The organism is Micromonospora sp. NPDC049230, from assembly GCF_040647875.1.
Lineage (GTDB): Bacteria > Actinomycetota > Actinomycetes > Mycobacteriales > Micromonosporaceae > Micromonospora.
Window position 1 is genome coordinate 129,351 of record NZ_JBEZCZ010000002.1, and the last position, 26,554, is coordinate 155,904.

Below are 26,554 nucleotides of genomic sequence, written 5' to 3' on the forward strand. Positions count from 1 at the left end.
GTTTCATGACCTCGCGGTGTCCGGGAGTCCGGGACACCGCGACTTCCATGAACCCGAGTCGATCATGCGAGTGTGGAGCGATTCGGCGCCACAGGCCGCGTACCCCTACGGGCCGTTTGTCGCGTAGTGGGGGGTGTCCCTATGGGTTTCGTCAAGCGGGGATTGGTGTGGTGGGTCGGGGTTGGTAGGGGATCTTGTCGCGGAGCATGGCGTATAGGACGTCGCAGCGGCGGCGGGCGAGGCAGATGAGGGCGGCGTTGTGGCGTTTGCCTTCGGCGCGTTTGCGGTCGTAGTAGGCCCTGCTGGTGGGGTCGGTGAGGGCGGCGAACGCGGCGAGGAAGAGCGCGCGTTTGAGGTTCTTGTTGCCGCCTCTCGGTGGGTGTTCGCCGCGGATGCTGCTGCCGGATCGTCGGGTGACGGGGGCGAGGCCGGCGTAGGCGGCGAGGTGGCCGGGGGTGGCGAAGGCGGTGCCGTCGCCGACTTCGAGCAGGATCCGGGCGGCGGTCCTGACGCCGATGCCGGGCATCGAGGTCAGGACCGGGGCAAGAGGGTGCGCATCAAGCATCCTCTCGACCTCGCCGGCGACGTGGTCGCGTTGTCGCAGGACGTCGCGCAGGCTGTCGGCGAGGCGGGGCAGGATCGTTTCCGCCGCGCTGGTGCCGGGGACGGTGACGGTTTGCTCGTCGAGAGCGGTCATGATCTGCTCGACGAGCCGTTCGCCCATGCGGGGCGCGTGGACGGCGGCGATCGAGAGCAGTTTGCGGCGGCCGGCCTTGCGCAAACCGATCGGGCCGCCGCAGCGCGACAGCAACTCCAGCACAGCTTTGTGCGCGATTTTCGGGCCGAGGACGCGTTCCAGGGCGGGATGGATCTGGGTGAGCAGTCCCCGGATGCGGTTGGACACCCGGGTGGCTTCGCCGGCGAGGTCGTCGTCGAAGCCGACGAGGACTTCCAGCTCGGCCAACGTGTCGTCGCCGGTGTCGACCCGCCGCAGCGTGTGCGGCAGAGTGCGGGCCGCGTCAGCGATGACGTAGGCATCGCGGGCGTCGGTCTTCGCCGAGCCGGGGTGCAGGTCAGCGATCCGCCGCATCGCCAGCCCGGGCAGGTAGGCCACCTGATGCCCACACGCCCGAGCTACCGCGACCGGCAAGGCGCCGATCGAGGCAGGCTGATCGACCACCACCAGAACCTGGCCGTGACGGGCGAGTTTGTCGAACAGTTGCCGCAGCCGGGCCTCGGTATTCGGCAGCGGCGCGTCGTGCAGCCGCTTGCCGTCCGGGGCCAACCCGACCGCGTGATGACCCTCTTTGCCGACGTCCAAGCCGAGGAAGACGCCATATCCGTCGTGCACCGCACCCGCCTCCACGCATCGTTCCGTGGCCTCGGCCGCTGGTCCAGGCGTCGGACTGCCGGCAGCCACGTTACGAAGAGACCTACCCCGAACACGGGTGGCCGTGTCCCTATCAGCGGTCCGCCGACGCCACCCGACCCGGCGACAACACCCCCCGGATCATCCGAACGACAGGGGCAGGAAGTCATACCGGGCCGGGCGACCGAGGGTCCCCGGCTGGGGACGATCAAAAAGGTAACGGGTTGGGTAGCTCCGGTCGCACTCGTGGGCCGGAAGCGTGGCCGGGGCGGGGTCGTTACCCACCACCGCACGGCCGCACCACCCGCACGGCACCACCACCGCACGGCCGCACCACCCGCACGGCACCACCACAGCACGACACCGACCGCTGGGCCGGCACCCGCAACGGGGCGCCGGCCAGCGGCCTTCTGCTGTCGCCGGCCACCCTTCACCGCCCACCGCCCACGGACCGACCCGCAGTCAACCCGTCAGAAGAGGATCGTGGCCAGGGTGCCGATCGGCTGGAAGCCGCAGCGCTCGTAGACCCGGCGGGCCGGCAGGTTGAAGTCGTTGACGTACAGGCTGACCGTGGGGGCGACCCGCAGCAGCGCGTCGCGGACCACGGCGGCCATAGCGCCCGTCGCGATCCCCCGGCCCCGCCACTCCGGTGCCACCCAGACGCCCTGGACCTGTGCCGTCCGTTTGGTGACGACTGCCAACTCGGCCTTGAACACGACAGTGCCGTCGACGAAGCGGGCGTACGCCCGACCGGAGCGGACCAGGTCGTTGACCCGCCGGCGGTAGCTGCGCCCGGCGTCCTCGGCCAGCGGGGAGACGCCGACCTCCTCGGTGTACATGGCCACCGCGGCCGGGAAGAGCAGATCGACCTCGCCGGGGCGGACCCGACGCACCTCCGGATCGGCCGGCACGGGTGGCAGGGTGTCGGTGGCCAGCAGTGGCTGGTTGGGGCGAACGTCTCGTGCTGGCCCCCAGATGTCGGAGAGCCGGTCCCACAGCCCGAGCACGGCATCGGCCCGGCCGACGATGGAGGAGCAGAGCCGCTCCTCGCCGGCGAGCAGGTCGGCGAAGGCGGCCACCGCGGCGTCGGTCGCCAGCACCGGCGTGAGGTTGCCGCCGAGCCAGCACAGCGACTCCAGGTTGCGCCGCGCGCCGTACCCCAGGATCCGACCCTCGGCCCTCCACCAGGACAGGCCGCGCGCGGCGATCCGTTCAGCGACCTGCGCGCCCGCGAACGGGTCATGATCGAGTAGTCGCTCGACCGCGCGGCGCTCCGATTCCCCCAGTTGGCGTACCGGCACCGTCAGCACGACTACCAGCCTGCCAGATCGACCCCCGCCCGCGCCGGCCGAGTGACAAGGCCAGCGTAGGCCCGGCTGACGCGGGCCCGTCCGGGCCCGCCCAACCCATCGGACAACCGGGAGAAACAGGTCGGCAGGCACAAACGATCCCGGTACGCCCAGCCGAGCGCGAGGGCCGTCCTGATGACTTGTCGCCGACGCATTGCCGATATATCGTTGATGCATCAGCGACAGTACGAAGAGAAGGAGAACCCGATGAGGTTCCATCGACAGCACCACCCGATGCACGAGGGCCGGATGCGCGGATTCGGCTTCCCGCCGGTCCCGCCCGGTCCGCACGGGCACGGACACGGCGGCCCCTGGGGCGGTCGGGGCCGTGGCCGGGGCCGCGGACGACGCCCCAACGTCCGAGCCGCCGTGTTGGCCCTGCTCACCGAGCGTCCGATGCACGGCTACGAGATGATCCAGGAGATCGACTCCCGCACCGGTGGCGCGTGGCGGCCGAGCCCGGGGTCGATCTACCCCACCCTTCAGCTTCTGGAGGACGAGGGTGTGATCGTCGCCAGCACCGAGGAGTCCGGCGGCGGGCGGAAGCGGTTCACTGTCACCGACGCCGGTCAGGCCGAGGCCACCGAGGCCGCGCAGGCCCCGGCGTGGGCGGACGTCGCCGAGGGCACAGTGACCAGTTGGCACGACATCCGCGACTCCGGCGCGCAGGCGATGAACGCCCTGCGCCAGGTGATGATGAACGGCACCGACGACCAGCGTGAGCGGGCCGCCCAGGTGCTCGACGAGACGCGGCGCAAGCTGTACGCGATCCTCGCCGAATCGGAGTGACGCCCGGTCGCCCACCAGCACGAAGACGCCAACGCGTCACCGCGCGACAGCGCCACCGCGTCACCGCGCGAAAGGACCAGGAACGCACAGCGGCCGTTCCCCGCAGGGGGAACGGCCGCTGTTTGCCGATGGAAGATCAGTGCACGGTGACCGTCGGGCCGCTGATCAGCCCGCGCAGCTCCTCAGGCAGCTCGGCGCCCATCTCGTCGGCGATCCGCAGCGCCTCCTCGATGAGCGTCTCCACGATCTGCGCCTCGGGCACCGTCTTGACGACCTTGCCCTTGACGAAGATCTGGCCCTTGCCGTTGCCGGAGGCGACGCCGAGGTCGGCCTCGCGGGCCTCGCCCGGACCGTTGACGACGCAGCCCATCACGGCGACCCGCAGCGGCACCGGCAGCCCTTCCAGGCCGGCGGTGACCTCCTCGGCGAGCTTGTAGACGTCCACCTGGGCGCGTCCGCAGGACGGGCAGGAGACGATCTCCAGGCCGCGCTCGCGTAGGCCCAGCGACTCCAGGATCTGGTTGCCGACCTTGATCTCCTCGACCGGCGGGGCGGACAGCGACACCCGGATGGTGTCGCCGATGCCCTCGGCAAGCAGCGCGCCGAAGGCGACTGCCGACTTGATGGTGCCCTGGAAGGCCGGCCCGGCCTCGGTGACGCCCAGGTGCAGCGGGTAGTCGCACTGCTCGGCGAGCTGCCGGTACGCGCGGATCATCACGACCGGGTCGTTGTGCTTGACCGAGATCTTGATGTCGCGGAAGCCGTGCTCCTCGAACAGCGAGCACTCCCACAGCGCCGACTCGACGAGCGCTTCGGCGGTGGCCTTGCCGTACTTGCTGAGCAGTCGCTTGTCCAGTGAGCCGGCGTTGACGCCGATCCGGATCGGCACCCCCGCCGCCCCCGCCGCCCGGGCGATCTCCTTGACCTTGTCGTCGAACTGGCGAATGTTGCCCGGGTTGACCCGGACGGCCGCGCAGCCGGCGTCGATCGCGGCGAAGACGTACTTGGGCTGGAAGTGGATGTCGGCGATCACCGGGATCTGCGACTTCTTGGCGATCGCGGGCAGCGCCTCGACGTCGTCCTGCGACGGCACGGCCACCCGGACGATCTGGCAGCCGGACGCGGTCAGCTCGGCGATCTGCTGGAGCGTGGCGTTGATGTCGGAGGTGAGGGTCGTGGTCATCGACTGCACGGACACGGGCGCACCACCGCCGACCGGCACCGAACCGACCATGATCTGGCGGCTGGCCCGACGGGGAGCGAGCGGCGGGGGCGGCACGGCGGGCATACCGAGACTGATAGCTGTCACTTCAGGCACTCACCTTGAGAAGAGCGTGATGGGGTTGACGACGTCCGCGGCGATGGTCAGCAGCGTGAACGCGCCACCGATCAGGATCACCGCGTACGTGAAGGGCATCAGTTTGAGGTAGTCCACCCGGCCGGGGTCGGTCCGGCCGATCCGCGCGTACAGCCAGGAGCGGGCGCGTTCGAACCAGGCGATGGCGATGTGGCCGCCGTCCACCGGGAGCAGCGGCAGCAGGTTGAACACGCCGATGAAGAAGTTCAGTGACACGAAGAGCATGAAGAAGACCAGCCAGGCGTTGTTCTCCACCGCCTCGCCGCCGAGCCGGCTGGCGCCGACCACGCTGATCGGGGTGTCGACGTCCCGTTCGCCGCCGCTGAGGGCGGTCCACAGGGCGGGGACCTTCTGCGGGAGGCGTTGCAACGCCTGCACCGTGCCGACGGCCAGTTGGCCGGTGAAGTCGGCGGTGGCGCCGAAGGCGCCGACCGGGCCGTACGTCACGCGGGTGGGCGTGCTGGGGACGAGCCCGACGCCGAGCGCGGCCACCGGCGCGGCGGCGCCGTTCGGGTCGTCCAGCGGCGGACGCTGGGTCTGCGCGAGCACAGTGCTGGCGGTGCCCGGCTGCCCGTCGCGGACGTACTGGATCTGCGCGGTCTCCCCCGGCTTGAGCGTCCGCAGGGTGGTGAGCAGGTCTCCGTAGGAGTTGATCGGCCTGCCGTTGACCGAGGTGATCCGGTCACCGTCGCGCAGTTGCGCCTGGGCGGCCGGGCTTGCCGCGTCGGCGGGGGTGCACGCCCGCAGCGAGTTCTCCGGCACCACGCACTCGCTCAGCCGGATGACGGCGGGCTCCTGACGGGCCTGCGCGTCGGTGGTCGGGAAGTCCGGGTTGGGCAGGCCGGCGGAGACGGCGAGGATCCAGATGGTGATCAGGGCGAGCGCGAAGTGCGTGATCGACCCGGCGGCCATCACGATCGTCCGCTTCCACACCGGGTAGCGCCACATCACCCGCGACTCGTCGCCCGGCTCGACGTCGTCGTCATCTGGGGTCATCCCGACGATCTTGCAGAAGCCGCCGAGGGGGATGCCCTTGAGGCCGTACTCGGTCTCCCCCCGCCGGAACGACCAGACGGTGGGGCCGAAGCCGACGAAGAACCTCGTGACCTTCATCCCGAACGCCTTGGCGGTCACCATGTGCCCCGCCTCGTGCAGACTCACCGAGATGAGGATGGCCAGGGCGAAGAGGACCACCCCGAGCAGGTACGACATCAAGCTCCTTCCACCGAACCCGCGATGATCTCCTGCGCGTGCGCGCGTGCCCACGACTCGGCCGCGAGCACGTCCTCGACGGTACCTGGTTCGTCGAAGTCCGGGGCCTCCTCCAACACGCGTTCGAGGGTGTCGACGATGCCGAGGAACGGCAGTCGGCCCGCCACGAACGCCGCCACGCACTCCTCGTTCGCCGCGTTGTAGATCGCCGGGCGGCAGCGCCCGGCCTCCCCCGCGGCCTTGGCCAGCGCGACGGCCGGGAACGCCTCGTCGTCGAGCGGCGCGAACTCCCAGGTGTGCGCCGCCGTCCAGTCGACAGCCGTGGCCGCCGCCGGCACCCGGTCCGGCCAGCCGATGCCGAGCGCGATGGGCAGCCGCATGTCCGGTGGGCTGGCCTGGGCGATCGTCGACCCGTCGACGAACTCGACCATCGAGTGGATCACCGACTGCGGGTGCACCATCACCGTGATGTCGGCGTACGGCACGTCGAACAACTCGTGCGCCTCGATCACCTCAAGCGCCTTGTTGACCATGGTCGCCGAGTTGATCGTGACGACCGGCCCCATGTTCCACGTCGGGTGCGCGAGCGCCTGCTCCGGTGTGACCTGCGTCAACTCGTCGCGCCGCCGACCCCGGAACGGGCCGCCGCTGGCCGTGACGACCAACCGGCGCACCTCGCCGCGCGACCCGGACCGCAGGCACTGGGCCAGCGCCGAGTGCTCCGAGTCGACCGGCACGATCTGCCCCGGCCGCGTCACCGCGCCCTTGACCAGGGGGCCGCCAGCCACCAGCGACTCCTTGTTGGCCAACGCGAGGGTACGACCACCACGCAGCGCGGCCAGCGTAGGAGCGAGGCCCAGCGAGCCGACCACCCCGTTGAGCACGATGTCGCACTGCCACTGGGCCAGTTCGGTCATGGCGTCCGGCCCGGCCACGATCTTGGGAAGCTTGAAGTCGCCGGTGGCCCAGCCGCGCCGGCTCGCCTCGGCGTAGAACGCGAGCTGGAGATCCTGCGCGGCGGACGCCTTGGCCACCCCGACCGCCTCGACACCCAACTCCAGGGCCTGCGTGGCGAGCAACTCGACGTTGCCGCCACCCGCGCCCACGGCGACCACCCGGAACCGGTCCGGATTGCGCCGGACGATGTCGATGGCCTGCGTACCGATCGAACCGGTGGACCCGAGCAGGACGAGGTCGCGGGGGGAAGTCACGCGGCCATTCTCCCCCACCGTCACTGAACGCCCGCTGGGAGCCTCAGCCCTCCCCGCCCGACTCCTCCTCGTCCAGCAACTCGGCAGGGTCGATGGAGAATTCGAACGGCTCCCGCATCGCGAAGGTGCTCCCTGCCGCAGCGGCGGCCAACGGTCGGTACTCCCCGTCAACCAGCTCCAACAGCGCCATGGTCGGCACCCGGTTGCGCAGGTCCACCCGGAGGAAGAACGGCACCCCGGCGGCGGCGTACTCCCTGGGTCTGTCGATCACGTCCTTACGCCGATTTCCGGGAGACACGATCTCACCCAGCAGCACCGCCTCGGCGATGGGGACCGTCGTGCGGCCACCACCGGATTTGCGCAGCACAGCGATGTCCGGGATGAAGAGGTCATCCCCGGAGATGACGTTGATCTCTGGATAGACCCAGAATCCGGCCTTCCGCGCAGCACGGTGCAGCACGTATGGCAGCTCCCGCTCGACCGATTGATGATCGATTCCCGCATGTGGTGTCACGATCACGCTTCCGCTCAGGACCTCAACCTTGGGGCCGTTGGTCTCCGGCAACAGGTCGAGGGCGAGCTGTGCGGTCCACGGCTCGTCGTGCCACCGCAGCACGTCGAACGACGGCTCGGTGTGCTGCGGCGCCGGCTCCGGCGCGAACGCGGCCTGGGCCATCCGGGCTCACCCCCTCAGCGGGACATTCTCCTCAGGTCAGCCTAGCCACCGCCGCCCCAGTTGTGCGTCATCGCACACCCCAGTCCGACACCCACCTGGCTCACGGTCAGCCGCACTGGTCCTGATCGCTGGGCCGGGGTGGCACGACCCGGACCTGCGACAGATCTTGGAGGGAAATCGCCCCTCCGGGGGCCGAATTCTTCCAAGATCTCGGCGAACGAGGTGGCGCTAGCCGCTCAGCGGCGGTTGTTCGACTGCCGTGCGCGGGTTGACGCGATGAAGGCGGTCCAGACCGAGGGGGTGAAGGTCAGCGTTGGCCCCTGTCGGTCCTTGCTGTCGCGTACGCCGACCGACTCGGCGAACCCCGCCACCTCGACGCAGTTGCCGTCGCCACCGGACCGGGACGACGTGCGCCAGACTCCGTCACGCACCATCGGTCATCTCCTTCGCTATCGCCGCGATCAACTCGCGGGACTCGGTCGGGGGCAGCGCTCGCTCCCCTAGTGAGCGCCACACATTCTCGTAAACCTCGATTTCGTGAGCCTTGTCAAGGTAGACCGCGCCGCAGGGACCGTCCATGTAGATGGTGGTCGGTTCCGGCGCCCGCACCTCGGACGGGAAGTCGAGCATGGTGAAGGTGCCAGCCGATGCCCAACGGAACAGCCCAGCGGCCAGCGGCAGCACCCTCAGGCTGATGTTGTGCCGCTCGCTCGTCACCACCAGGGCGTCAAGCTGCCGGATCATCGCTGATCGGTCGCGCAGCGGGCGGCGCAGCACCGATTCGTTCAGGATCACGTCGAGATGCGGGGCTCGGGGCACCGCCCGCGCCAGCAACCTCTGCCGACGCAGCCGGATGTCCACCCGAGCCTTGCGCTCCGCCTCGCCGAGCTGCGGGTGGTCGGTGGCGATGACCTCGGTCATGTACTCCACCGTCTGCAACAGCCCCGGGACGAGGTTCGCTTCGTAATGACGGATGCGGGTGGCGGCGGCTTCCAGGCCGACGTACAGCTTGAACCAGTCCTTGATCGCTTCGCCGTAGCTGTGCCACCAGCCGTGCGCCTTGGTCTCGCGCGCCAGCGCCCGCATCCGCTCGATCGTCTCGGGAGACGCGCCGTAGACCCGGCACATGGCCTCGACGTCGTTCGGGTGCATGGGAACCTGACCGGTTTCGTAGCGCCAGATTCGCGGGGCCGACCATTCCAATTCCTTGGCCGCCGCGGTGACCGTCACATAGGCGTTTTCGCGAAGCTCTCTCAGGTATCTGCCAAGTTGCCTCCGTGGGACCGTGCTGCCGGAGTCGTCCACGTCATCTCCCTGGTTGTCGTCGCGTAAGACACCCTGTCCCTTGGTCTGCATTCTGCCGCGAAAGATTGCGTTGGGCGAGCACCGGAATGACCATCGTGGATGACCAACCAAAGCGAGCCCAGCCGAAGGAGGGTCATGGACCCGGTTGACGACAGCACCGAAGACCTACCGCTACCGCCCTACGTGACCAAAGAGGACGTCGTGTTCGCGCTGAGGGCGGTCGTCGTGCACGCCGCCGACCAGCGGGCCGACGGCGAACGCTGCCGCAAAGACGAGGCCGCACATCCGTGCCGGCTGCACCGCTGGGGCCGTCGCGTCCTGGAACGGCGCGGCCTGACCGACGCACAGGTGCAGACCCTGATCGCCGGAGGAACGGTGGCGCTGCGATGAGCTGCTGTGGGCCGACGACGCCCGACAACCGGCGACCGCGATGACCGCCCCGTGCTGGATCATTCACCTGCCGACCACGCTGACCAGCCCCGACGAGGCCACCGCCCTGGCCGTGGCGCTACGGGACTCGCTCGGCCACCTCAGCGTTCTCGACTTCGGCGAGATCACGCTGAGCGAAGAGGACGCGCAGTTTCTGCGTACCCGAGTGTTCTGTGACGTCGCGCTCGACGGTGCCGGCCGCTGCCGGCGGCGCGACGGCCACGACGGACCCTGCGCCGCAGTGCCCAGCACGGAAGTCGGGGTGTCCGCAGCCTGCGGACACCCCGGCCTCATGGAAACCGTGCTGATCAGGGAGTGATGACGAACTGTGAGCCCGGCTGGACGACGATGTTGCCGTCGGCCGAGTTGGTGATTGTCACGTTCGTCAGGTTGGCGTTACCGCGCGCCCCGCTCATCGCGAGGATGCCGGCACCATTATTCGACTTGTCGATCCGCACGTTGGTGATGGCGACGTTCGGGATGTTGCCGCCACCGTTCTTGAACTGGATGCCGTCGAACGTGGAGTCGACGATGTCGGTGTCGCGAATGGTGACGCCGACGATGTCCCGGGTGGCGGGGAAGAGGGTGATGGCACCGAACTCCTGGTCCTCGTTCCAGAACGCGCCGCCGGTGCGGTAGAGGCCGTTGTTGGCGATCAGCGTCGTGCCGGAGAACGGCAGCGGGTCGTGGTCGGTCGCCAGCATGATGCCCGGGTAGTTGGCGGTGTCGTAGATCAGGTTGTTCTCGATCGAGTTGTCGTAGCCGCCGTAGATGGCGATGCCGTTGGCCCGCCAGGGCAACTGGATGGTGTTGTTGACGAAGTGGTTGTCGTGGGCGATGTCGACGCTACGGTCCTTGACGTACGGGTTGGCCCACACCGCGAGCGCGTCGTCACCGGTGGTACGGAACGACGAGTTGAACACCCGTGAGTTACGCGTGCCGTTGCTGAAGTTGATGCCGTCGGCGTACGTGTCGCGGATCCGCATCCCGGTGAACTCCAGCCCGTCGGCCGGGCCCCACAGGTCGGGGATGTTGTCGTAGTCGCGACCCACCCAGACACCCACGTTGGCGTGCTCGATCCACACGTTGCTGATCTTCGTGCCGGTGCCGAAGCGACCGTTCAGGCCGACGCCGCCCTCGGCGTTGCCGTCTCCGCCCCGGATCCGGCCCGAGCCGAAGATGGCGATGTCGGAGATCTGGGTGTTCTTGTCGATGTCGAAGCCGAAGTTGCCCTCGTGCGGGTGGTTGATGCCGCCCACCACGTTCTGCGGTTCGGTGAGCGTGTAGAGCTGCGAGTGCCACATGCCAGCGCCCCGGATGGTGACGTTGCTGATGCCGACCTGGTTGTGCGTACCCCGGTTCTGTGGGTCGTCGGTCAGGATCTTCTGCTCCTGCCGCCACTGCCCGGCGGGGATCCAGACGCAGCCGATCACGCCGTTCTGGTCGTCGGTCACCGCCCGCTGGATGGCGGCGGTGTCGTCGAGCCCGTCGTTCGGGACCGCACCGTACGCGGTGATCGAGGTGCAGCCCGCCGGCTGGCTCGCCGCCGGTGCCACCTGCTCCAGGTCGATCATGTCGATGACGTAGAACGCGGCGGTGTCACCCGAGTCGCGCTGCAACTTGAAGCGGGTGCCGGCCGGGTACGACTGGGCCAGCAGCGCGTTCGACTCGTCGAAGAGCCGGCGGGCGTCGGCCTGCGGGGTGTTGGTCAGCGCCTCCGGCCCGTCGGTGTTGCCGTAGAGCCAGCTGTGCCTCGACGACAGGGTCAGCTTGCGGGAAAAGACGTCGTTGACGTAGAGGCTGATGGTCGCCTCGATGCCCCCGCCACCCGGCGCGTCCGGAATGGAGTTGCGCACCACTATGGAGTTGGCCTGGTTGGCGGAGGTGAACTCCACGAACTGACCGGTGCTGTTCAACCGCACCGACTTGCGGCCGGACGACTCGCTGGCGAAGTTGGTGTGCCCGAAGGTGCGCAGCGCGTCCGGCTCCAGCAGCGTGCCCTGGTAGCGGCCGGCCTCCGCCTCGTAGGAGACGTACGGGACGGCCGCCCCGCGCCCGACAACTATCGACTGGCTGAACGCGTTGTTCGTCTCGTTGGTCTCGGTGACCACGTTCGTGGCGTCGGCGGTGGCGGTGATGGTGGCGCCGCCACTGGTGGCGGTCCAACTGCCGGAGACGGCAACGGTGACCGTCGCGCCGGCCGCGATCGAGGCGGTGGTGGTGTTGAGCGTGGTGCTGCCCGCCACCAGCCGGGTGACCGTCGTCGCGCCGGTCGCGGTGGTGCCCCGGTTGCGGACCGCCACGGTGAAGGTGACGGACGCCCCGACTGCCGGGTTCGGCGGGTTCGAGGCGATGCTGAGCACCTGGAGGTCGGGCCCGGGAGCCTGCGCCACCACCAGCGGCGACGCCGCCGTGAAGCTGTTGTTGCCGTTGTTCTGCTCGACGATCGTGTTGGCCGGGTCGACCACCGCCGCGACGGCGTAGCTGCCCATCGGCCGGGTCCCCGCGTTGAACGACACGGTGGTCGACGCGCCCGCGCCGAGCGCGCCCACAGTGGCGCTGCCGACGACCGCGCCGGCCAGGCTGAAGTTCACAGTGGTGGCACCGGCGGCGGACGAGCCCACGTTCTGCACCACGGCGGAGAGGGTGACCGCGCTGACCTCGCTGGGCGACGTCGGCGACCAGGTCACCGAGCTGACCACCAGGTCCGGGTTGGGCGCCGGCGTGCCGCACACCTCAAGCTCGGCCACCTGGCCGGACGGGGCACCGGTGTTGCCGGTGAACCGCAACTGCACGTCCGCGGTGGTCGCGCTGACCGGGATGGTCACCACGTTGCTGCCCTGGACGAACTGGTAGGCCGCCGCGGCGACCAGGCTGGTGTACGAGGGCGACGCCTGGTCGCGGCCGAGGACCTGGATGGTCTGGGTACGGGTACCCCACGACGAGTCCGGGTTGAGCCGCACCGTGACACCGGAGATGGAGTGGTTGGCACCCAGCGCCACTGTCAGGTTCTGCGGGTAGCTCGCCGCGCCCTCCCAGTAGGTGCCGAGCTGCCCGTCGTTCGCCTTGTCCGGGGTGAAGCTGAAGGTGGAGCCGCTCGCCGTCATGCTCTTGCCCTGCGCCACGTTGGTGCAGGCGGGCGGGTTGCTGCCGGTCCGGGTGACGGTGTTGCTGGTGCCGGACAGGTTGCCGGCACCGTCGCGGGCGCGGACGTAGTACGACACTGTCGCCGTCGCCGGCTGACTGTCCTGGTAGGTGAGGACGGTGCCCAGCGTCGCGATCAGGTTGCCGCCCCGGTAGACGTTGTAGCCGGCCAGCCCGCTGCCACCGGAGTCGGTGGAGGCGCCCCAGGTGAGCGTGATCGTGCTGCCCGACGTGCTCTGCGACAGCGTCCCCGGGGTGCTCGGCGCGGTGGCGTCCGGGGTGGTGCCGCCACTGCCGTACACCTCCAGCTCGGAGAGCTGCCCGGCCGGCCAGCCGCTGTTGGCGGTGATGGTGATCCGGACGTACCGGGTGGAGGTCGAGCTGACGTTGATCGTGACGGTGTTACCGCTCGCCGGGTTGAAGGTGTAGGTCTGCGACCCGACCAGATCGGTGAAGGACGAGCCGTTGGTGCTGCCCCGTACGCTCAGCGTCTGCGTTCGGGTGCCCCAACCGGAGGTCGGCAGCTTCAGCACTACCTGGTTGACGTTCTGCGACGAGCCGAGGTCGACCTGCACCCACTGCGGGAACGCGTTGTTGACGCTCTCCCAGTAGCTGCCCGCGTTGCCGTCGACGACCTTCGACGAGTCGTAGACGTCGGCGTGGCCGCTCTCCTGGGTGGGACGGCCCTGCGCGAGGTTGGTTGCCGCCGCGGCGAAGCCGCCGCTCGACGGGGCTGCCGCGGCGGCGAAACGGGTGGTGTTCGAGGCACCGGCGCTCGCCGGGTTCGCGAGGGCTGTCGCCCCCGCCGTGGCCATCAGCGTGGCCGCGGCCGTCGCCGCCACCATCCTGAACAGATTCGTTCGTCTCATCACTGTCCTTGTCGTCGGGGACGGTTGCCGCGGCGGCTCGACCACGGGTGGGGGCGCGGCGGTGGGGACGACCATCAACGAGCCCTCCAGGAGACCCGTTGAATCTTCCGAGAGCATGCAAAAAACCCTGCATGCGTTTGTCGAAATCTTGCGTCACTTTGGCCAAAGATTACTGACGTGCTATGGGAGCGTCAACACTTCGACCGGCGTGAGTATTGATGGCCGTGCGCGCCCCGCGGGCTGTCGCGGCCACCGTGGGCGGCGCGGTCCTCGGCACATGAGTGATGCCGGTGAGTCATCAAGATGACTCACCGGCATCAGACTTCTCGACGCGCCGGCCTCTCGACGCGCGGGCACTGGCGTGCCCTGGTGTTCAGACCGTCGGTGCCGCCAGGACGAAGGTCTCCAGTTCCTCGCCGCCGTACCAGTCGGTGCGCCGACCCACGTGCGTCATGCCGAGTCGCCGGCAGACCGCCATCGACGGATCGTTGCCCGGTGACACGAGCGCGTAGATCTCCGGGGTACCGGTGGCGAGCTCCCGCGCCGTGAGCGCGCGGGCCGCCTCGGTCGCGTAGCCGTGACCCCACGAATCCGGGTGCAGGTGCCAGCCCGTCTCGATGTCCGTGGTGAGCTGCGTCTCGGGCGTTCCCGGCAGCGGCTTGAGCAACGCCGTGCCCGCCACCTGGCCGGTCTCGCGTACCTCGATCGCCCAGGTGCCGTACCGGCCGCCGTCGTCGGCGTGCCGGTCGCGCCAGATCCGCAACCGCTCGACGGCCTGGGCCGGATCGGTCATCGGCAGACCTGGCGACACGGCCAGCCAGCGGGTGATATCCGGACGAGAGTAGATGTCGTAGATCCGGGCCAGATCGGCCGGATCGTCGGTCCAATCGCGCAGGATCAGGCGTTCGGTGGTGAGAACAGTCATGGCTGGCGATCTTAAGGAGTGACGGGCTCGACGACGGGGAAGGAGGACCCGATGGGCAACGGCTGGCAGCGTACGAAACGGATCACCAGTGCCGCGTTCCGTCCGGTGCGCGGCCGGGACCTGTCGCTGCACGCCGCCGCGATCACCTTCTACGGGGCGATCGCCGTGGTGCCGGTGGCGCTGCTGGCGATCTGGCTCACCGCACTGGTGGCCGGGGCCGACCGGGTCCGCCGACTCACCTCGTACGCCGTGGAGGCCCTGCCCACCGCGATCGGCGCGCCCCTGGCGGTGCAGGCGCTTGTCGAGGCCGGGGTGGGGTTGACCCCGTTGCTGGCGCTGGCCTCCCTGCTGCCCGCCTCGCTGTACGGCGAGGGCCTGCGTCGGGCGTTCGTCTCGGTTGCCGCACCCCGCTCCGACGAGCACCTGATCGGCTGGCGGGGCCGGCTCCTGCTGCTGCCCCTGCTCGCGCCGGCACCCGCCCTGCTGCTGTCGATCCTGCTGGCGCTGCCGCTGACCACCCGCCTCGTACGCCAGGGTGGTTGGCTCGGTGTGCTCGGTGTGGTGCTGTCGTTCCTGGCGGTCTGGCTGGTGCTCACGCCGGTGCTGGTATGGGTGTTCCGGGTCGTCGGGCCGGCCTCACCGGACTGGCTCTCCACCCTCGGCATCGGGTCGTTCACGGCGGCGAACCTGTCCGGCTTCCTGCACGGCTTCGTGCTCTTCGCCTCGCTCCCACTGGACCTGGGCGTGCCCTTCGGCGGCTTCGACGACATCGGCGCCGGCGTGGCCGTGCTCCTGTGGCTCTACCTGTTCCACGTCATCGTCCTGGCCGGCTACTCCGCCACCCTGGCCCTCTCCCGCTGGCGCACCACCCCCTAACCCCACCCACCCCACCCCCACCCCCACCCCACCCACCCCACCTGGTTGATCATGGAGTTATTGCCACTCGCCACGGCGTGTCGCGGCAATAACTCCATGATCACCGCGCGGGGTGGGGGTGGGGTTAGGGGGTGGCGAGGGCTTCGGTGGGGGTTAGGCGGGCGGCTCGGATGGACGGGTAGACGCCCGCCGCCATCCCGACCAGCAGGGCACCGGCGACGCCGCCGACCACCGATGTCACCGGGATCGTCGGCGGCCAGCCCTGGTAGCTGGCGTAGCCGACCGTGGCGAGCACCCCCAGGGCGGCCCCGGCGGCACCGCCGAGCACGCTGAGCAGCACCGACTCGGTGAGGAACTGCACCCGGATCTGGCCACGGTTCGCGCCGAGCGCCCGGCGCAGACCGATCTCCCGACGGCGCTCCAGCACCGAGATGACCATGGTGTTGGCCACGCCGATCCCGCCGACCAGCAGGGCGACCGCCGCCAGCCCGAGGAACAGCGCGGAGAAGCTGTTCTCGGTGGCCCGTTTCGCGGCGAGCGCGTCGGAGGGGCGGCTGACCTGGACCAGCCCGGGCAACTGCGGGTTGAGGGTGGCCGGCAGCACGGCCCGGACGTCCTCCAACGCGTCCTCCCTGGCCCGCAGGTAGACGACAGTGGGGTGACCGTCGAAGCCGAGCATGGCCTTGGCGGCGTCCCACCCGACAAGCACCGAACGGTCGAGATCAGGCGAGAGCGGCAACGGGTCCAGGATGCCGATCACGGTGAACCAGCGTTCGCCGATGAACACCTGGGGTGGTTGCCGGGGGTCCACTGTGGCGAAGCCCAGCCGGCTCGCCGCGACGTAGCCCAGGACGGCCGTCGGGAGCCCAGCCGTGCCGGCGTCGAGGGCCCGACCGCTGCGGATCCGGCCGTTGACAGTCCCCATCAGGTCCGGCCGGGACGCGAGCACGCTGAGACCGGACGTGTCGTACCTGTCCAGCAGCTCGTTGCGGCGCACCGCGGTGTGGGTGTTCGCGACCGCGCTCGCCGTCTCGACCGGACCGATCCGCGACACCATGGCGGCGGCGTCCTCGGGCAGGAGGACCGGCGGATCCTGATCCGGCACCGGCTCGGCCCGCAGCAGGTTGGTGCCGAGCGCGTCGAGCTGGTTCATCAGGTCACGCTGGCTGGACGCCGGGATGCCCACCACGACGACGAGCGTGGCGATACCGATGGAGATGCCCAGGGCGGAGAGCACCGCCCGCATCCGGCGGGTGGTGATCCCGAGCAGGCCGAGCCGGAGTACGTCGCTCGGGGCGAGCCGGGTCGCGCTCACGTCCCGCTCCCGGCAACGGTGTCGGCGACGATCCGACCGTCGCGGATCTCCACCTGTCGAGGCGTACGGGCGGCGAGATCGCGGTCGTGGGTGATCACGGCGATGGTGGTGCCCTCCGCGTTGAGGTTCGTGAGCAGGGCCAGCACCGCCTCCCCGTTGACCGTGTCGAGGGCGCCGGTCGGCTCGTCGGCAAGCACCAGCGCGGGCTCGTTGACGAGCGCCCGAGCGATCGCCACCCGCTGCCGCTCCCCGCCGGAGAGTTGCTGCGGCAGGTGGTCGACCCGGTGCGCCAGGCCGACCCGGGCCAGCGCCTCGATCGCGGTGCGGCGACGGCGACGGCGGGGCACCCCGGCGTAGAGCAGACCGGTGGCGACGTTCTCGGCGGCGTCCAACCCGTCGGTGAGATGGAACTGCTGGAAGACGAAACCGAGCCAGCGACCCCGCAGCGCGGAGAGCCGACGGTCGGACAGGGCGGTGACCTCCTGCCCGGCCACGCGTACGCGGCCACGGGTCGGCAGGTCGAGGGTGCCCATGATGTTCAGCAGCGTGGACTTGCCGGACCCGGACGGCCCGACGATGGCGAGCATCTCGCCAGCGCGCACGGTCAGCGATACGTCGTCCAGCGCGGTCACCCCGCCGGGGTAGGTCCTGCTGACTCCCTCGACGGTCAGCACCGGCTCGGCGATGGCGGTCACGATGCCGTCACCACGGCGAGGCCCTCGGTCACACCGGTACCGCTGATCTCGACCAGACCCCTGGCGAACATCCCGGTCTCCACGGCCACCAGCCCACCGTCGGGCAGTTGCAGCGCATGCCCACCCTCGCGGAGCGCCACCAGCGCGCCGACCGGCACCGCGAGCACCCCCTTGTGGACGGCGGTGGTGAACCGGACCTGCACCGCTGCCGCGTCCAGCTTGGCCACGTCCGCCGCCCGGGCCGGCGCGACGAGGACGTCCACCGTCGGCGGGCTGCCCTGCCCGGTGCCACCGTCCGACCCACCGCCGCGCACCGTCTGCGAGATCGAGGCGACAGTGGCCGGGATCTCGGAGCTGTCCGGCAGGGCGACGACCACGGCGGCGCCGACCGTGATGGCGGCGACCTCGGTGGCCCCGACCGGCACGGTGACCAGCTTGACCTTCTCGGTGACGGCCAGCAGCTCACCGGCGACCGGGTCACCGGGCAGCGCCCGTACCGCGCTGACCCGGGCTGGCCCGGTCAGCACGGCGACCTGCCCGACCGCGATCGTCCCGGTGGGCTCCAGACCGAGGGCCTGCTGCCACTTCTTGATCGCGGCGACGAGGCTCGCGGTGAGCAGGGCGTGACCCGTGCCGATCCTCGTGCCGTCGGCGCTGCGGGACGGCTGCGAGCCGGTGCGGTAACCCAGCGCCTTCAGGTTGTCCGACACGATCCGTACGTCGCTGCCCACCAGTCCGGGCTTGTCGAGGGTGCGAAAGAGCGGAGTCCCACCGAACAGCACCGGCACCGGTCGGTCGTTGACCCAGTAGAGCGGCTTGCCCCGGGCCACCGTGTCGCCCACCTTCGGCAGCCGGGTGACGACGCCCTCCCCGGCGCCCTTCACCACCCGCTCCGGGCCGAAGCCGAGCGTGCCGTTCAGCGAACGGGTGTCCGACAGGTCGGCCCGGATCACCGTGGTCGTGGTCACCGAGGGCGGGGTGCTCGCCACGTCATCGTCGGCGGGACGCCGCAGCGCCAGCACCCCGATGCCGGCGCCGACGGCGATCACCAGGGTCACCGTCGCCACCACGATCGCGGTACGCCGGGTGGTGCGCCGACCGGGATCATCGCTCGGGTTACTTCTTGGCACCGAAGATCTCCATCGTGCATTCCCGTTCGGCCTTGTCCATCGCGGGACCGTCAAGACCGCCGGTCGGGTCGGCGACCCCGTCGTCGTAGGTCCAGCCGGAGCCGTCCGGCAGTGAGTGGATCTTCAGGCCGCGCCCGCGCAGGCACTGGACGTAGTCGTTCCACTGGCTCACGTAGTTCGGGTTCTTCTCCGGGTCCAGCTCCGGCGGCTGGAGCGGCAGCTTGTTGGCGCACGCCACGTACGCCGCCTTCGGCTCCCCGCTCTGGTCGAGGGACAGGCCCGTACCGTCCCCCACCGGGCCGGGTTGTGACCGGCCGTCGTTCAGCTTCACGCCGTTGTCGTGCAGGCAGATGTTGTACGCCCCCCAGAGCCGCTCCTCCTCCTCGTCGGTCATGTCCAGGCGTAGCTGCGGCCGACCGTTGGCGGCACCCCCGGCGGGAGTGGCGCTCGCCGGGGCCGACGGGGTGGTGAGCGAGGCGACGTCACCGCTCGCGGTGCCCTTGTCCGCGCTTGACGTTCCGCCGCCGCAGCCGGTGAGGGCGACGGCGAGGACTGTGATCGCGGCGAGCCCGGCCGCGACCCGATGGGTTGGGTTGGTCATGGCGTGAGCTTCACGCCTTCCTGTCAGAGACCTGTCAGGAACCGGTTGTCATCCGGTAGTCCCAGCTCAGCGGCACCGCCGGACCCGGCCGGGGCCACGTACAGTCGCTGCCGTGTGTGCGTACGTGCTGGTAGCCGAGGACGACCAGAAGCAGGCCGAGTTGGCTCGCCGGTATCTGGAACGCGAGGGACACGAGGTGCTGGTGGTGCCCGACGGGCGGGCCGCGCTGGAGCAGATCCGACAACGACCGCCGGCCCTGCTGGTCCTCGACGTGATGATGCCGAAGGTCGACGGCCTGGACGTCTGTCGCATCCTGCGCCGGGAGTCCGACCTGCCGGTGCTCATGCTGACCGCCCGGTCGACCGAGGACGACCTGCTGCTCGGCCTCGACCTGGGCGCCGACGACTACATGACGAAGCCGTACAGCCCGCGTGAGCTGGTTGCCCGGGCCCGCAGCCTGTTACGCCGGGGCCAACGGACGCAGCGGCAGGCGGACCCGGTGCTGCGGGTCGGCGCCGTGCACGTCGACCCGGTGCGCCACGAGGTACGCAGCGACGGACGCCTCGTCGACTGCACGCCTGGCGAGTTCCAACTGCTCCAGGCGATGGCCGCCCAGCCCGCCCGAGCGTTCACCCGCGATCAGCTCCTGGGTTATCTGCACGGGTTCGACAGGTACATCACCAGCCGGACCGTCGACATGCACGTCATGAACCTCCGCCGGAAGATCGAGCCGAACCCGCGCAAGCCGGCCCGGCTGGTGACCGTGTACGGCGTCGGATACAAGCTGGTCGAAGAGTCACCCCATGTCGCGTGAGGTGCCGCTGCGCCGCAGCCTGCTGCTCCGGCTGCTGGCGCTTGCCGTCCTCATCGCCGTCGGCTCGATCGCGGCGACCGCGTGGCTGGCCGTGCGCACCACCACCGGAGCGATCCGGCAGGAGCAGGGCCAGGCGCTCGCCGACGACACGCGCATCTACGACACCCTGCTCGCGTACGCGGCGACCCACCCGACCTGGGACGGGGTCGACGCGGTCGTGCGGCCGCTCGCGCAGGACGTCGGCCGGCGGATCGCGTTGACCACCGACACGGGTGCGCCGATCGCGGACTCGGCACCCGGCGCGGGCCCGTTGCCGACGACGTCGTCCGCGACAGTCGACGCGCTCGCCGTCGACACCGCCCTGATGTCCGGGACCACCCCGCCGAGCGGCGGTGACGGCGGCACCGGCCGCATCGACCCGCGTACCACCGGACCGTACCTGCTCCCGGCCGAGGAGCGCGCGGCGCTGCGGTCCCGGGCGGCCCAGGCGGTGCAGTGCCTGCGGGGTCGGGGGCAGATCGAGGCCACTGTCGTGGACGGCCCCACCGGCCGACCACGCATCGAGACCCCCGGCACCGACCTCGCCGACACCGGCCTGTGCATCCAGCCGAGAGCGGACCTCGCGACGCGCACGCCCACCGAGGGCAAGGCGCTCGCCCAGCTCAACGCCCTGGTGAACACCTGCCTGGCGCGGCGACGCCTGCCCGCCGTGCAGGTGGACCTCAACTGGACCTGGACGAGGCAGCCGGCGGCCAGCGCACCCGACTCCCGGAGCGCGGCCGGCCTCGACCAGGAGCACAACCGTGCGATAAGCGCCTGCGTCGGCACCAGTCGACGCGAGCAACTCCTCCCGTACGTCGCCCCGGCCGCGACCCTCTTCGTCACCGACCCGGGCGGTCGCCCCTCCACCACCTTCGACCTCTCCCGGGCCAACCAGACCCGGATCGTCGCGGTCGCCGGCCTCGTCCTGCTGGTGACGATCGGCTTCACCGTCCTCGCCGGCATCCGGCTGACCCGCCCGCTGCACGCCCTGACCGGGGCGGCCCAGCGGATGCGCGACGGCGACGGCGCCGCCCGGGTCCGGGTGACCGGCCGCGACGAGATCGCCCGGCTGGCCGAGGTCTTCAACGACATGGCCGAACGGCGGGAACGGCTGGAGCAGCTACGCCGCGCCATGGTCAGCGACATCGCCCACGAGATGCGGACGCCGGTGAGCAACATCCGGGGCTGGCTCGAAGCTGTCGAGGACGGCGTCGCCGCCCCCGACCGCAGACTGCTCTCCTCACTGCTGGAAGAGGCGACACTGCTCCAGCACGTGATCACCGATTTGCAGGACCTGGCCGAGGCCGACGCGGGCGCGCTGCGGCTGCACCGCGAACAGGTCTACCTCACCGACCTGCTCGCCCAGGTCGCGGAGGCGCACCGGGCCCAGGCCGACCGGGTCGGCGTCAGCATCACGGTACGCACCGAGGCCGACCCGCAGGTGGACGCCGACCCGGTGCGGCTCCGCCAGGCCGTCGGCAACCTGGTCGCCAACGCGGTACGACACACCCTGTCGGGCGGGCGCGTGACGATCAGCGCCAGCACGACCGACGACGGGGTCATCGTCTCCGTGGCCGACACCGGCAGCGGGATCAGCGCCGAGGACCTGCCCCGGATCTTCGACCGCTTCTGGCGGGCCGAGAAGTCCCGGAGTCGGCAGACCGGCGGCAGCGGCCTGGGCCTCGCCATCGTGCGTAAGCTCACCGAGGCCCACGGCGGCACGGTCAGCGCCACCAGCACGCCAGCCCAGGGCTCCACCTTCACCCTCCACCTACCCACCCGCCTCCGCGCGCGGGAGGGGTGACCGGTCTGGCGGGGCGGACTAGGGTGGGGCGGCATGAGCGATGGGGTTCCGGCTCGCGCTGACGTCGTGATCGTCGGTGCCGGGCACAACGGCCTGGTCTCCGCCGTCCTGCTGGCCCGCGCCGGCCTGGACGTCCTGGTGCTGGAGGCCGCCGACGTGATCGGCGGCGCGGCCCGCACCGAGACCCCGTTTTCGAAGGTGCCGGGGCTGCGGCACTCCACCGGGTCGTACCTGCTCGGGCTCATGCCACCGGAGCTGCTCGCCACGCTCGACGTCCGGATCCCGGTGCTGCGCCGCGACCCGCACTACTTCCTGCCCACGCCCGGTGGCCTCGGCTCGCCGTACCTGCTCTTCGGCAGCGACACCGCCGCCACCCGGGCCCAGCTCGCCGAGTTCTTCTCCCCCGCCGACGTGGCCGCCGACGACGCCATGCAGGCCGAGTTGGCCGCGCTGCGCGAGGACCTCGCCCCGGCCTGGCTGGCCGAGCCGCTGACCGTCGAGGAGACCGCCGAGCGGCACGTCCGCCCGGGGCTGCGGCAGGTCTTCGTCGACCTCGTGCAGGGCTCGGTCGCGGACTACCTGGCCCGGTTCGAGTTCCGCTCCGAGCTGCTGGTCAGCATGTACGCGGTCACCGACGGGCTGTCCGGGCTCAACGCCGGCCCGGACGACCCCGGCACCGGCCACAACTTCCTGATACACAACATGTGCCGACTGCCCGGCTCCGGCGGCACCTGGATGATCGCCGAGGGCGGCATGGGCACCGTCTCGCGGACGTTCGCCGAGGCCGCTCGGGCCGCCGGGGCGACGATCCGGACGGGTACGCCGGTCAGCGCGGTGACAGTGGACGGCGGCGCGGCCAGCGGCGTGGTGCTGGCCGACGGACGACAGGTCGCCGCGCGGGTGGTGCTCGGCGCGTGTGACCCGTACCGGCTGATGGACCTGTTGCCCGACGGCGCGCTCCCGGCGCGACTCGGCGATCGGATGGCGGCGGTCCGCCGCCCCGGCACCACCCTGAAACTCAACCTGGCGCTCGCCGGCCTGCCGCGGTTCTCCTGCCTGCCGCCCGGCACGCCGAGCCCGTTCGGCTCGACGATCCACCTGCTGCCCGGCTCGGCCTCGCTGGTCGGCGGGGACGCCACCTCACCGATGACCGCGCTGCGCGACATGTGGGCGGACGTGCGGGCCGGGCGGCTGCCGGCCGAGCCGACAATCGAGTGGTACCTGCACACCACAGTCGACCCGTCGCTCTCCGACGACGCCGGACACCACTCGTCGGCGCTCTTCGTCCAGTCGGTCCCCTACGAGCTGGCCGGCACCACCTGGGACGCGGCGCTGCCCGGCTACGTCGACCGGCTCGTCGAGATCGTCGAACGGTACGCGCCCGGCACCGGTGACCTGATCGCCGACGCGGTGCCGCTGCCCCCGCCCGGCATCGAGGCGCACTTCGGCATCACCGGCGGCCACATCCACCATGTCGACAACACCGTCTCGTTCACCGACCGGATGCCCTACGCCACAGGCATCGACGGCGTCTACGCCGGCAGCGCCGGCTGCCACCCAGCCGGCAGCGTCATCGGAGCAGCCGGCCACAACGCAGCCCGCCGAATCCTGTCCGACCTAACGCCCTAACCCCACCCCCACCCCCACCCCCGCCCGACCCCCGCCCGAGGCGGTTGATCATGAGGTTATTGTCACGACACGCCGCGGCGGCCGACTATAACTCCATGATCAACACGGAGGGGTGGGGGTGGGGTGGGGTGGGTTAGATTGCGGCTTTGCCTGCTGGGGCTGGGGTTTCTGCGTCTACTCGGTGGGCTCGCACCTTGTGGCCTACGCTTGTTAGGCAGCGGCCGCTGGGGAGGTCGAACTTCCAGCCGTGTAGCTGGCAGGTCAACTGGTCGCCCTCGACGATGCCGAAGCGGGTCAGGTCCGCCTTCAGGTGCGGGCAGCGCCTCTGCACCACCCAGTCGCCAAGCGTGATGTCCTCGGCGTCGGTGCTGCGCTCGTGCTCGTCGTACCAGCCCTCCGCGTACTGGAGTCGCTCCTCGGAGAGGCACTTGAAGAACGCGTAGACGAACTCGTTGTACTGGCCGATGCGGGCAGCCGAGAACCGGCAGGACAGGAAGAGCGAGTTGACCCAGTCAACCTCGTCGATGAAGAGCAGGTGCTCGATCAGCGACCGCTCGGTCCGGAACCGGTAACGCACCTTCTCGTCCGCGTACGGCCGGACCTCCTTGCCGGGGAAGTCCACAACGATCGACTCGACGCTCTCGCCGTCGTAGCCGACCAGGTCGAAGCGGACCGGCCCGCCCACGCCCTTGGCCAGGTAGATCGACTCGTCGAGCAGCGGCTCGATGCGGCGCTTCATCTCGCCGAGGACGTTCACCTCGGGGTGCCGCCAGGACGCCTTCTCCGCCTCGATGATCGGGCGCTTGCGCTCCCGCATCTCCTCCAGGTGGGCGACCTTGTTCGCGAAGAACTCGTCCACCGGCACCGGGTGCGTGGTGCTCGCGCCCTCGGTGGTGACCTCGGTGACGCTGCCCGGCAGCAGCACGATGCCGTTGGTGCCGCCGACCTTCGCGTACTCCGACAGGAAGACGGACTGGTCGGGGAAGATGTTGCCCTCGTCGCCGTGGATGTCGTTGAACTGCCACAGGGCGTCGTCGAGGAAGCACGGCGGGCCGGCGATCGGGAAGACGTGCGACGCCTTCAGGTCGTCGATGTAGCGCCACGTCCGGTCGAACTGCCGGTCGCGCTTCTGCTTGCCGAACGCGGTCTTCGCCGCCTGCGGCAGCTCGTAGACCATCGGATACCAGATCGCGCCGGAGAACTGGAGCAGGTGCGCGTGCACGTGCCCCAGCTCGGCGAACACGCTCAGGTCGGTGGGGCGGGCGTCGTTCTGGTTGAGCAGCCGCACCCCGTCGTACTCGACCCACAGCGACGAGTCGCCGATCGGCCCGTCGGTCGGGCTGGTCAACGCCTGAATCATGATCTTCAGGCCGCCAGGTAGCTCCACCACCTGCTCGTTGGGGGTCTTCAGGAACTTCGTGAAGCCCAGCGCCCGGAACTCGTCCTCCATCTCCGAGGTCGGGAACTCGGGGAGCAGGACCGTGGCGTCCTTCGAGACGAAGTCGCGCAGGTGCTTCGCGTCGAAGTGGTCCCGGTGCAGGTGGGACACGTACAGGTAGTCGACCTGACCCAGGCTCTCCCAGTCCAGCAGAGAGTTGTCCGGGAACGGAAACCACGAGGCGAAGTAGGCCGGATTGACCCACGGGTCGCACAGGATGCTGCCCGCGGCCGTGTCGATCCGCATGCTGGCGTGCCCGGTTCCGGTCACTCGCACCGCACAGTCCCCCTCAAACAGACAATCAGGTGTACGCCAAACGCTACCGGAGCGGGTCTGACCGTTGCCCCGCGACGCCGGTAGTGCCGTTCCACCCACCCCCAGCGGGGTGGGGCGACCTGCTCGACCGCCGGTCAGCAGGCGGTCGGAGACGTCCGGCTCCGCCGTGCCGGCGCGGCCGGACAGCACGCCTCGTGGGCCGCCTTCGGCAGTTCGCGATCCTCCTCGCGCGTCATGCCGACCCCTCAACTGGTCGGACCCTGCGCCGGGGCCGGCACGAGGCGTGCCAGACTAACCAAAGATCCGATCGCGAGGGAAGGACCGACAGTGGCAGGAAGCGAGCCGGTAACGTCGCCAGACCAGCACAAGCCCGGGCACCGGAAGCTCGGGCGAATTGGCGCGGTGCTGTCCGCGCTGGCGCTGCTGGCGATGATCTGCGGCAACCACGAGGGCAAGGTCGAGGACATCTGGCTGGTCGGCCTGGCCGTGCTGCTGCTGATCATCGTGATCGGCGACGTCGTGCTGCGGCGCAACGGTCTGCGTTCCTGACCCGACCCACCGCCGGACGACCGGCCACCATACGCCGAGGGCCCGCCCCCACCCGGGGACGGGCCCTCGTCCGTACGTGTCGGACGTCAGCGCCCGAAGAGGATGTCCTGCACGTCCTTGAGCGCGGCGTCGACCTCAGCCTCGAAGTAACCACCGGGAACCAGGCCGAACCGGAGCGTGTCCAGGTCCTTCGGGTCGACAGGCATCGGGTTGCGGCGCTGCATGCCGCCGAGCAGGGTGTCGAAGAACCGGTCCACCTGGTCGGGGTCGTACCCGCTGCCGAACCGGCGCACCTGGAAACTGCGGCGGATCTGGTCGACCCGGTAGAGGTCGCTGCCGGGCGGGCCAGCCATCGGCGGGCCACCCATCGGAGGACCACCCATCGGAGGGCCGGCCACGGCGGGCGGGCCGGCCATCGGCGGACCACCGATGCCCTGCTGCTGCATTGGAGGCGGACCGGCCGGGCCTCGGCGCAGGTCGCGCAGGTCCCGCTCCGGCATCCGGATCTCGGCGGTCATGTCGGTGCGGCCGTGCCGCCCCGCCTCGAAGCCGTCGAAGCGCGGCTCCTCCGGCGGGTAGCCGCCGGGCGAACGCTTGTCGTCCGGGCCGTACCCGCCGGGGCCACGCTGGTCGTCCGGACCGTAACCGCCCGGCCCACGCTGGTCGTCCGGACCGTAACCGCCCGGCCCACGCTGGTCGTCCGGACCGTAACCGCCCGGCCCACGCTGGTCGTCCGGACCGTAACCGCCC

Annotated in this window: 23 protein-coding genes and 1 pseudogene; 8 read left to right on the forward strand and 16 right to left on the reverse strand. The window is 70.4% G+C overall.

The genetic code is table 11. The features are described 5' to 3' along the window. Positions 1-151: 151 nt before the first annotated feature. Positions 152-1,351, reverse strand: coding sequence for an IS110 family transposase (locus AB0A95_RS02285; RefSeq protein WP_357553910.1), 1,200 nt, complete (start codon positions 1,349-1,351; stop codon positions 152-154). A 488-nt stretch (positions 1,352-1,839) separates the two neighbouring features. Continuing rightward, positions 1,840-2,679 (reverse strand): GNAT family N-acetyltransferase, encoded by an 840-nt coding sequence (locus AB0A95_RS02290; protein WP_357553766.1) that lies wholly within the window; start codon positions 2,677-2,679, stop codon positions 1,840-1,842. A gap of 246 nt (positions 2,680-2,925) precedes the next feature. On the opposite strand from AB0A95_RS02290, the gene AB0A95_RS02295 reads away from it, so the two are divergent. Next, entirely contained in the window at positions 2,926-3,507 is a 582-nt protein-coding gene (locus AB0A95_RS02295; protein ID WP_357553767.1) for a PadR family transcriptional regulator, read from the forward strand. 136 nt (positions 3,508-3,643) lie between these two features. On the opposite strand, the gene ispG is transcribed toward AB0A95_RS02295, so the two are convergent. The 6 genes from ispG to AB0A95_RS02325 all read right to left on the reverse strand — a co-directional run bounded on the left by ispG (position 3,644) and on the right by AB0A95_RS02325 (position 9,268). After that, entirely contained in the window at positions 3,644-4,816 is a 1,173-nt protein-coding gene (gene ispG, locus AB0A95_RS02300; protein WP_357073235.1) for a flavodoxin-dependent (E)-4-hydroxy-3-methylbut-2-enyl-diphosphate synthase, read from the reverse strand. A 9-nt stretch (positions 4,817-4,825) separates the two neighbouring features. Next, positions 4,826-6,076: a site-2 protease family protein gene (locus AB0A95_RS02305; protein WP_357553768.1), complete on the reverse strand. Its 1,251-nt coding sequence runs from the start codon at positions 6,074-6,076 to the stop codon at positions 4,826-4,828. After that, the gene (dxr, locus tag AB0A95_RS02310) at positions 6,076-7,287 is read right to left on the reverse strand and encodes a 1-deoxy-D-xylulose-5-phosphate reductoisomerase (protein WP_357553769.1); all 1,212 of its coding nucleotides are present in this window, start codon (positions 7,285-7,287) and stop codon (positions 6,076-6,078) included. The genes AB0A95_RS02305 and dxr overlap by 1 nt, the downstream gene beginning before the upstream one ends. A 43-nt stretch (positions 7,288-7,330) precedes the next feature. Next, complete coding sequence (locus AB0A95_RS02315) at positions 7,331-7,963, reverse strand: Uma2 family endonuclease (protein ID WP_357553770.1); 633 nt, start codon at positions 7,961-7,963, stop codon at positions 7,331-7,333. A 236-nt stretch (positions 7,964-8,199) separates the two neighbouring features. Beyond that, the gene (locus tag AB0A95_RS02320) at positions 8,200-8,397 is read right to left on the reverse strand and encodes a DUF397 domain-containing protein (RefSeq protein ID WP_357553771.1); all 198 of its coding nucleotides are present in this window, start codon (positions 8,395-8,397) and stop codon (positions 8,200-8,202) included. Continuing rightward, positions 8,387-9,268: a helix-turn-helix transcriptional regulator gene (locus AB0A95_RS02325; RefSeq protein ID WP_357553772.1), complete on the reverse strand. Its 882-nt coding sequence runs from the start codon at positions 9,266-9,268 to the stop codon at positions 8,387-8,389. Before AB0A95_RS02325 ends, AB0A95_RS02320 begins: the two co-directional genes overlap by 11 nt. Before the next feature lie 135 nt (positions 9,269-9,403). Between AB0A95_RS02325 and AB0A95_RS02330 the strand changes: the two genes are divergently transcribed. Beyond that, entirely contained in the window at positions 9,404-9,658 is a 255-nt protein-coding gene (locus AB0A95_RS02330) for a hypothetical protein (RefSeq protein ID WP_357553773.1), read from the forward strand. A 40-nt stretch (positions 9,659-9,698) separates the two neighbouring features. After that, on the forward strand, positions 9,699-10,016 hold the full coding sequence (locus AB0A95_RS02335; protein WP_357553774.1) for a hypothetical protein: 318 nt from the start codon (positions 9,699-9,701) through the stop codon (positions 10,014-10,016). Here AB0A95_RS02335 and AB0A95_RS02340 read toward each other — a convergent pair. Both AB0A95_RS02340 and AB0A95_RS02345 read right to left on the reverse strand, forming a co-directional pair. Beyond that, complete coding sequence (locus AB0A95_RS02340) at positions 10,006-13,710, reverse strand: CARDB domain-containing protein (RefSeq protein ID WP_357553775.1); 3,705 nt, start codon at positions 13,708-13,710, stop codon at positions 10,006-10,008. The genes AB0A95_RS02335 and AB0A95_RS02340 overlap by 11 nt on opposite strands. A 373-nt stretch (positions 13,711-14,083) precedes the next feature. Then, positions 14,084-14,635, reverse strand: a complete 552-nt coding sequence (locus AB0A95_RS02345) for a GNAT family N-acetyltransferase (RefSeq protein WP_357553776.1) — start codon at positions 14,633-14,635, stop codon at positions 14,084-14,086. Between the two features lie 51 nt (positions 14,636-14,686). Between AB0A95_RS02345 and AB0A95_RS02350 the strand changes: the two genes are divergently transcribed. Beyond that, positions 14,687-15,511: a YhjD/YihY/BrkB family envelope integrity protein gene (locus AB0A95_RS02350; RefSeq protein WP_357553777.1), complete on the forward strand. Its 825-nt coding sequence runs from the start codon at positions 14,687-14,689 to the stop codon at positions 15,509-15,511. Between the two features lie 124 nt (positions 15,512-15,635). On the opposite strand, the gene AB0A95_RS02355 is transcribed toward AB0A95_RS02350, so the two are convergent. The 4 genes from AB0A95_RS02355 to AB0A95_RS02370 all read right to left on the reverse strand — a co-directional run bounded on the left by AB0A95_RS02355 (position 15,636) and on the right by AB0A95_RS02370 (position 19,252). Beyond that, the gene (locus AB0A95_RS02355) at positions 15,636-16,757 is read right to left on the reverse strand and encodes an ABC transporter permease (RefSeq protein WP_357553911.1); all 1,122 of its coding nucleotides are present in this window, start codon (positions 16,755-16,757) and stop codon (positions 15,636-15,638) included. A gap of 65 nt (positions 16,758-16,822) precedes the next feature. Next, positions 16,823-17,512: an ABC transporter ATP-binding protein gene (locus AB0A95_RS02360; RefSeq protein WP_357553912.1), complete on the reverse strand. Its 690-nt coding sequence runs from the start codon at positions 17,510-17,512 to the stop codon at positions 16,823-16,825. Positions 17,513-17,517: 5 nt separating this feature from the next. Further along, positions 17,518-18,651, reverse strand: coding sequence for a peptidoglycan-binding domain-containing protein (locus tag AB0A95_RS02365; RefSeq protein ID WP_357553778.1), 1,134 nt, complete (start codon positions 18,649-18,651; stop codon positions 17,518-17,520). Further along, complete coding sequence (locus AB0A95_RS02370; RefSeq protein WP_357553779.1) at positions 18,638-19,252, reverse strand: hypothetical protein; 615 nt, start codon at positions 19,250-19,252, stop codon at positions 18,638-18,640. The genes AB0A95_RS02365 and AB0A95_RS02370 overlap by 14 nt, the downstream gene beginning before the upstream one ends. A 112-nt stretch (positions 19,253-19,364) precedes the next feature. Between AB0A95_RS02370 and AB0A95_RS02375 the strand changes: the two genes are divergently transcribed. Genes AB0A95_RS02375 through AB0A95_RS02385 form a run of 3 tightly spaced genes read left to right on the forward strand, consistent with a single transcriptional unit; the run spans position 19,365 to position 23,541 of the window. After that, positions 19,365-20,066 (forward strand): response regulator transcription factor, encoded by a 702-nt coding sequence (locus AB0A95_RS02375; protein ID WP_357553780.1) that lies wholly within the window; start codon positions 19,365-19,367, stop codon positions 20,064-20,066. After that, a complete protein-coding gene (locus tag AB0A95_RS02380; protein WP_357553781.1) occupies positions 20,056-21,912 on the forward strand; it encodes a HAMP domain-containing sensor histidine kinase in 1,857 nt (618 codons plus the stop codon). Before AB0A95_RS02375 ends, AB0A95_RS02380 begins: the two co-directional genes overlap by 11 nt. Positions 21,913-21,945: 33 nt before the next feature. Next, entirely contained in the window at positions 21,946-23,541 is a 1,596-nt protein-coding gene (locus AB0A95_RS02385; RefSeq protein WP_357553782.1) for an NAD(P)/FAD-dependent oxidoreductase, read from the forward strand. 133 nt (positions 23,542-23,674) lie between these two features. Here AB0A95_RS02385 and AB0A95_RS02390 read toward each other — a convergent pair whose 3' ends face one another. Further along, positions 23,675-25,255, reverse strand: coding sequence for a Rieske 2Fe-2S domain-containing protein (locus tag AB0A95_RS02390; RefSeq protein WP_357553783.1), 1,581 nt, complete (start codon positions 25,253-25,255; stop codon positions 23,675-23,677). 327 nt (positions 25,256-25,582) lie between these two features. On the opposite strand from AB0A95_RS02390, the gene AB0A95_RS02395 reads away from it, so the two are divergent. Beyond that, the gene (locus AB0A95_RS02395) at positions 25,583-25,804 is read left to right on the forward strand and encodes a DUF2631 domain-containing protein (protein WP_357553784.1); all 222 of its coding nucleotides are present in this window, start codon (positions 25,583-25,585) and stop codon (positions 25,802-25,804) included. A gap of 86 nt (positions 25,805-25,890) precedes the next feature. On the opposite strand, the pseudogene AB0A95_RS02400 reads toward AB0A95_RS02395, so the two are convergent. Then, a pseudogene (locus AB0A95_RS02400) lies at positions 25,891-26,554 on the reverse strand (cell division protein DivIVA); the annotation flags it as partial.

Excerpts from the sequence above, each read along its gene's own strand:
- AB0A95_RS02295 (WP_357553767.1), top strand. The coding sequence starts at position 2,926 with ATGAGGTTCCATCGACAGCACCACCCGATGCACGAGGGCCGGATGCGC.
- AB0A95_RS02305 (WP_357553768.1), bottom strand. The coding sequence starts at position 6,076 with ATGTCGTACCTGCTCGGGGTGGTCCTCTTCGCCCTGGCCATCCTCATC.
- AB0A95_RS02315 (WP_357553770.1), bottom strand. The coding sequence starts at position 7,963 with ATGGCCCAGGCCGCGTTCGCGCCGGAGCCGGCGCCGCAGCACACCGAG.
- AB0A95_RS02320 (WP_357553771.1), bottom strand. The coding sequence starts at position 8,397 with ATGGTGCGTGACGGAGTCTGGCGCACGTCGTCCCGGTCCGGTGGCGAC.
- AB0A95_RS02330 (WP_357553773.1), top strand. The coding sequence starts at position 9,404 with ATGGACCCGGTTGACGACAGCACCGAAGACCTACCGCTACCGCCCTAC.
- AB0A95_RS02335 (WP_357553774.1), top strand. The coding sequence starts at position 9,699 with ATGACCGCCCCGTGCTGGATCATTCACCTGCCGACCACGCTGACCAGC.
- AB0A95_RS02340 (WP_357553775.1), bottom strand. The coding sequence starts at position 13,710 with ATGAGACGAACGAATCTGTTCAGGATGGTGGCGGCGACGGCCGCGGCC.
- AB0A95_RS02345 (WP_357553776.1), bottom strand. The coding sequence starts at position 14,635 with ATGACTGTTCTCACCACCGAACGCCTGATCCTGCGCGATTGGACCGAC.
- AB0A95_RS02350 (WP_357553777.1), top strand. The coding sequence starts at position 14,687 with ATGGGCAACGGCTGGCAGCGTACGAAACGGATCACCAGTGCCGCGTTC.
- AB0A95_RS02355 (WP_357553911.1), bottom strand. The coding sequence starts at position 16,757 with ATGCGGGCGGTGCTCTCCGCCCTGGGCATCTCCATCGGTATCGCCACG.
- AB0A95_RS02370 (WP_357553779.1), bottom strand. The coding sequence starts at position 19,252 with ATGACCAACCCAACCCATCGGGTCGCGGCCGGGCTCGCCGCGATCACA.
- AB0A95_RS02380 (WP_357553781.1), top strand. The coding sequence starts at position 20,056 with ATGTCGCGTGAGGTGCCGCTGCGCCGCAGCCTGCTGCTCCGGCTGCTG.
- AB0A95_RS02385 (WP_357553782.1), top strand. The coding sequence starts at position 21,946 with ATGAGCGATGGGGTTCCGGCTCGCGCTGACGTCGTGATCGTCGGTGCC.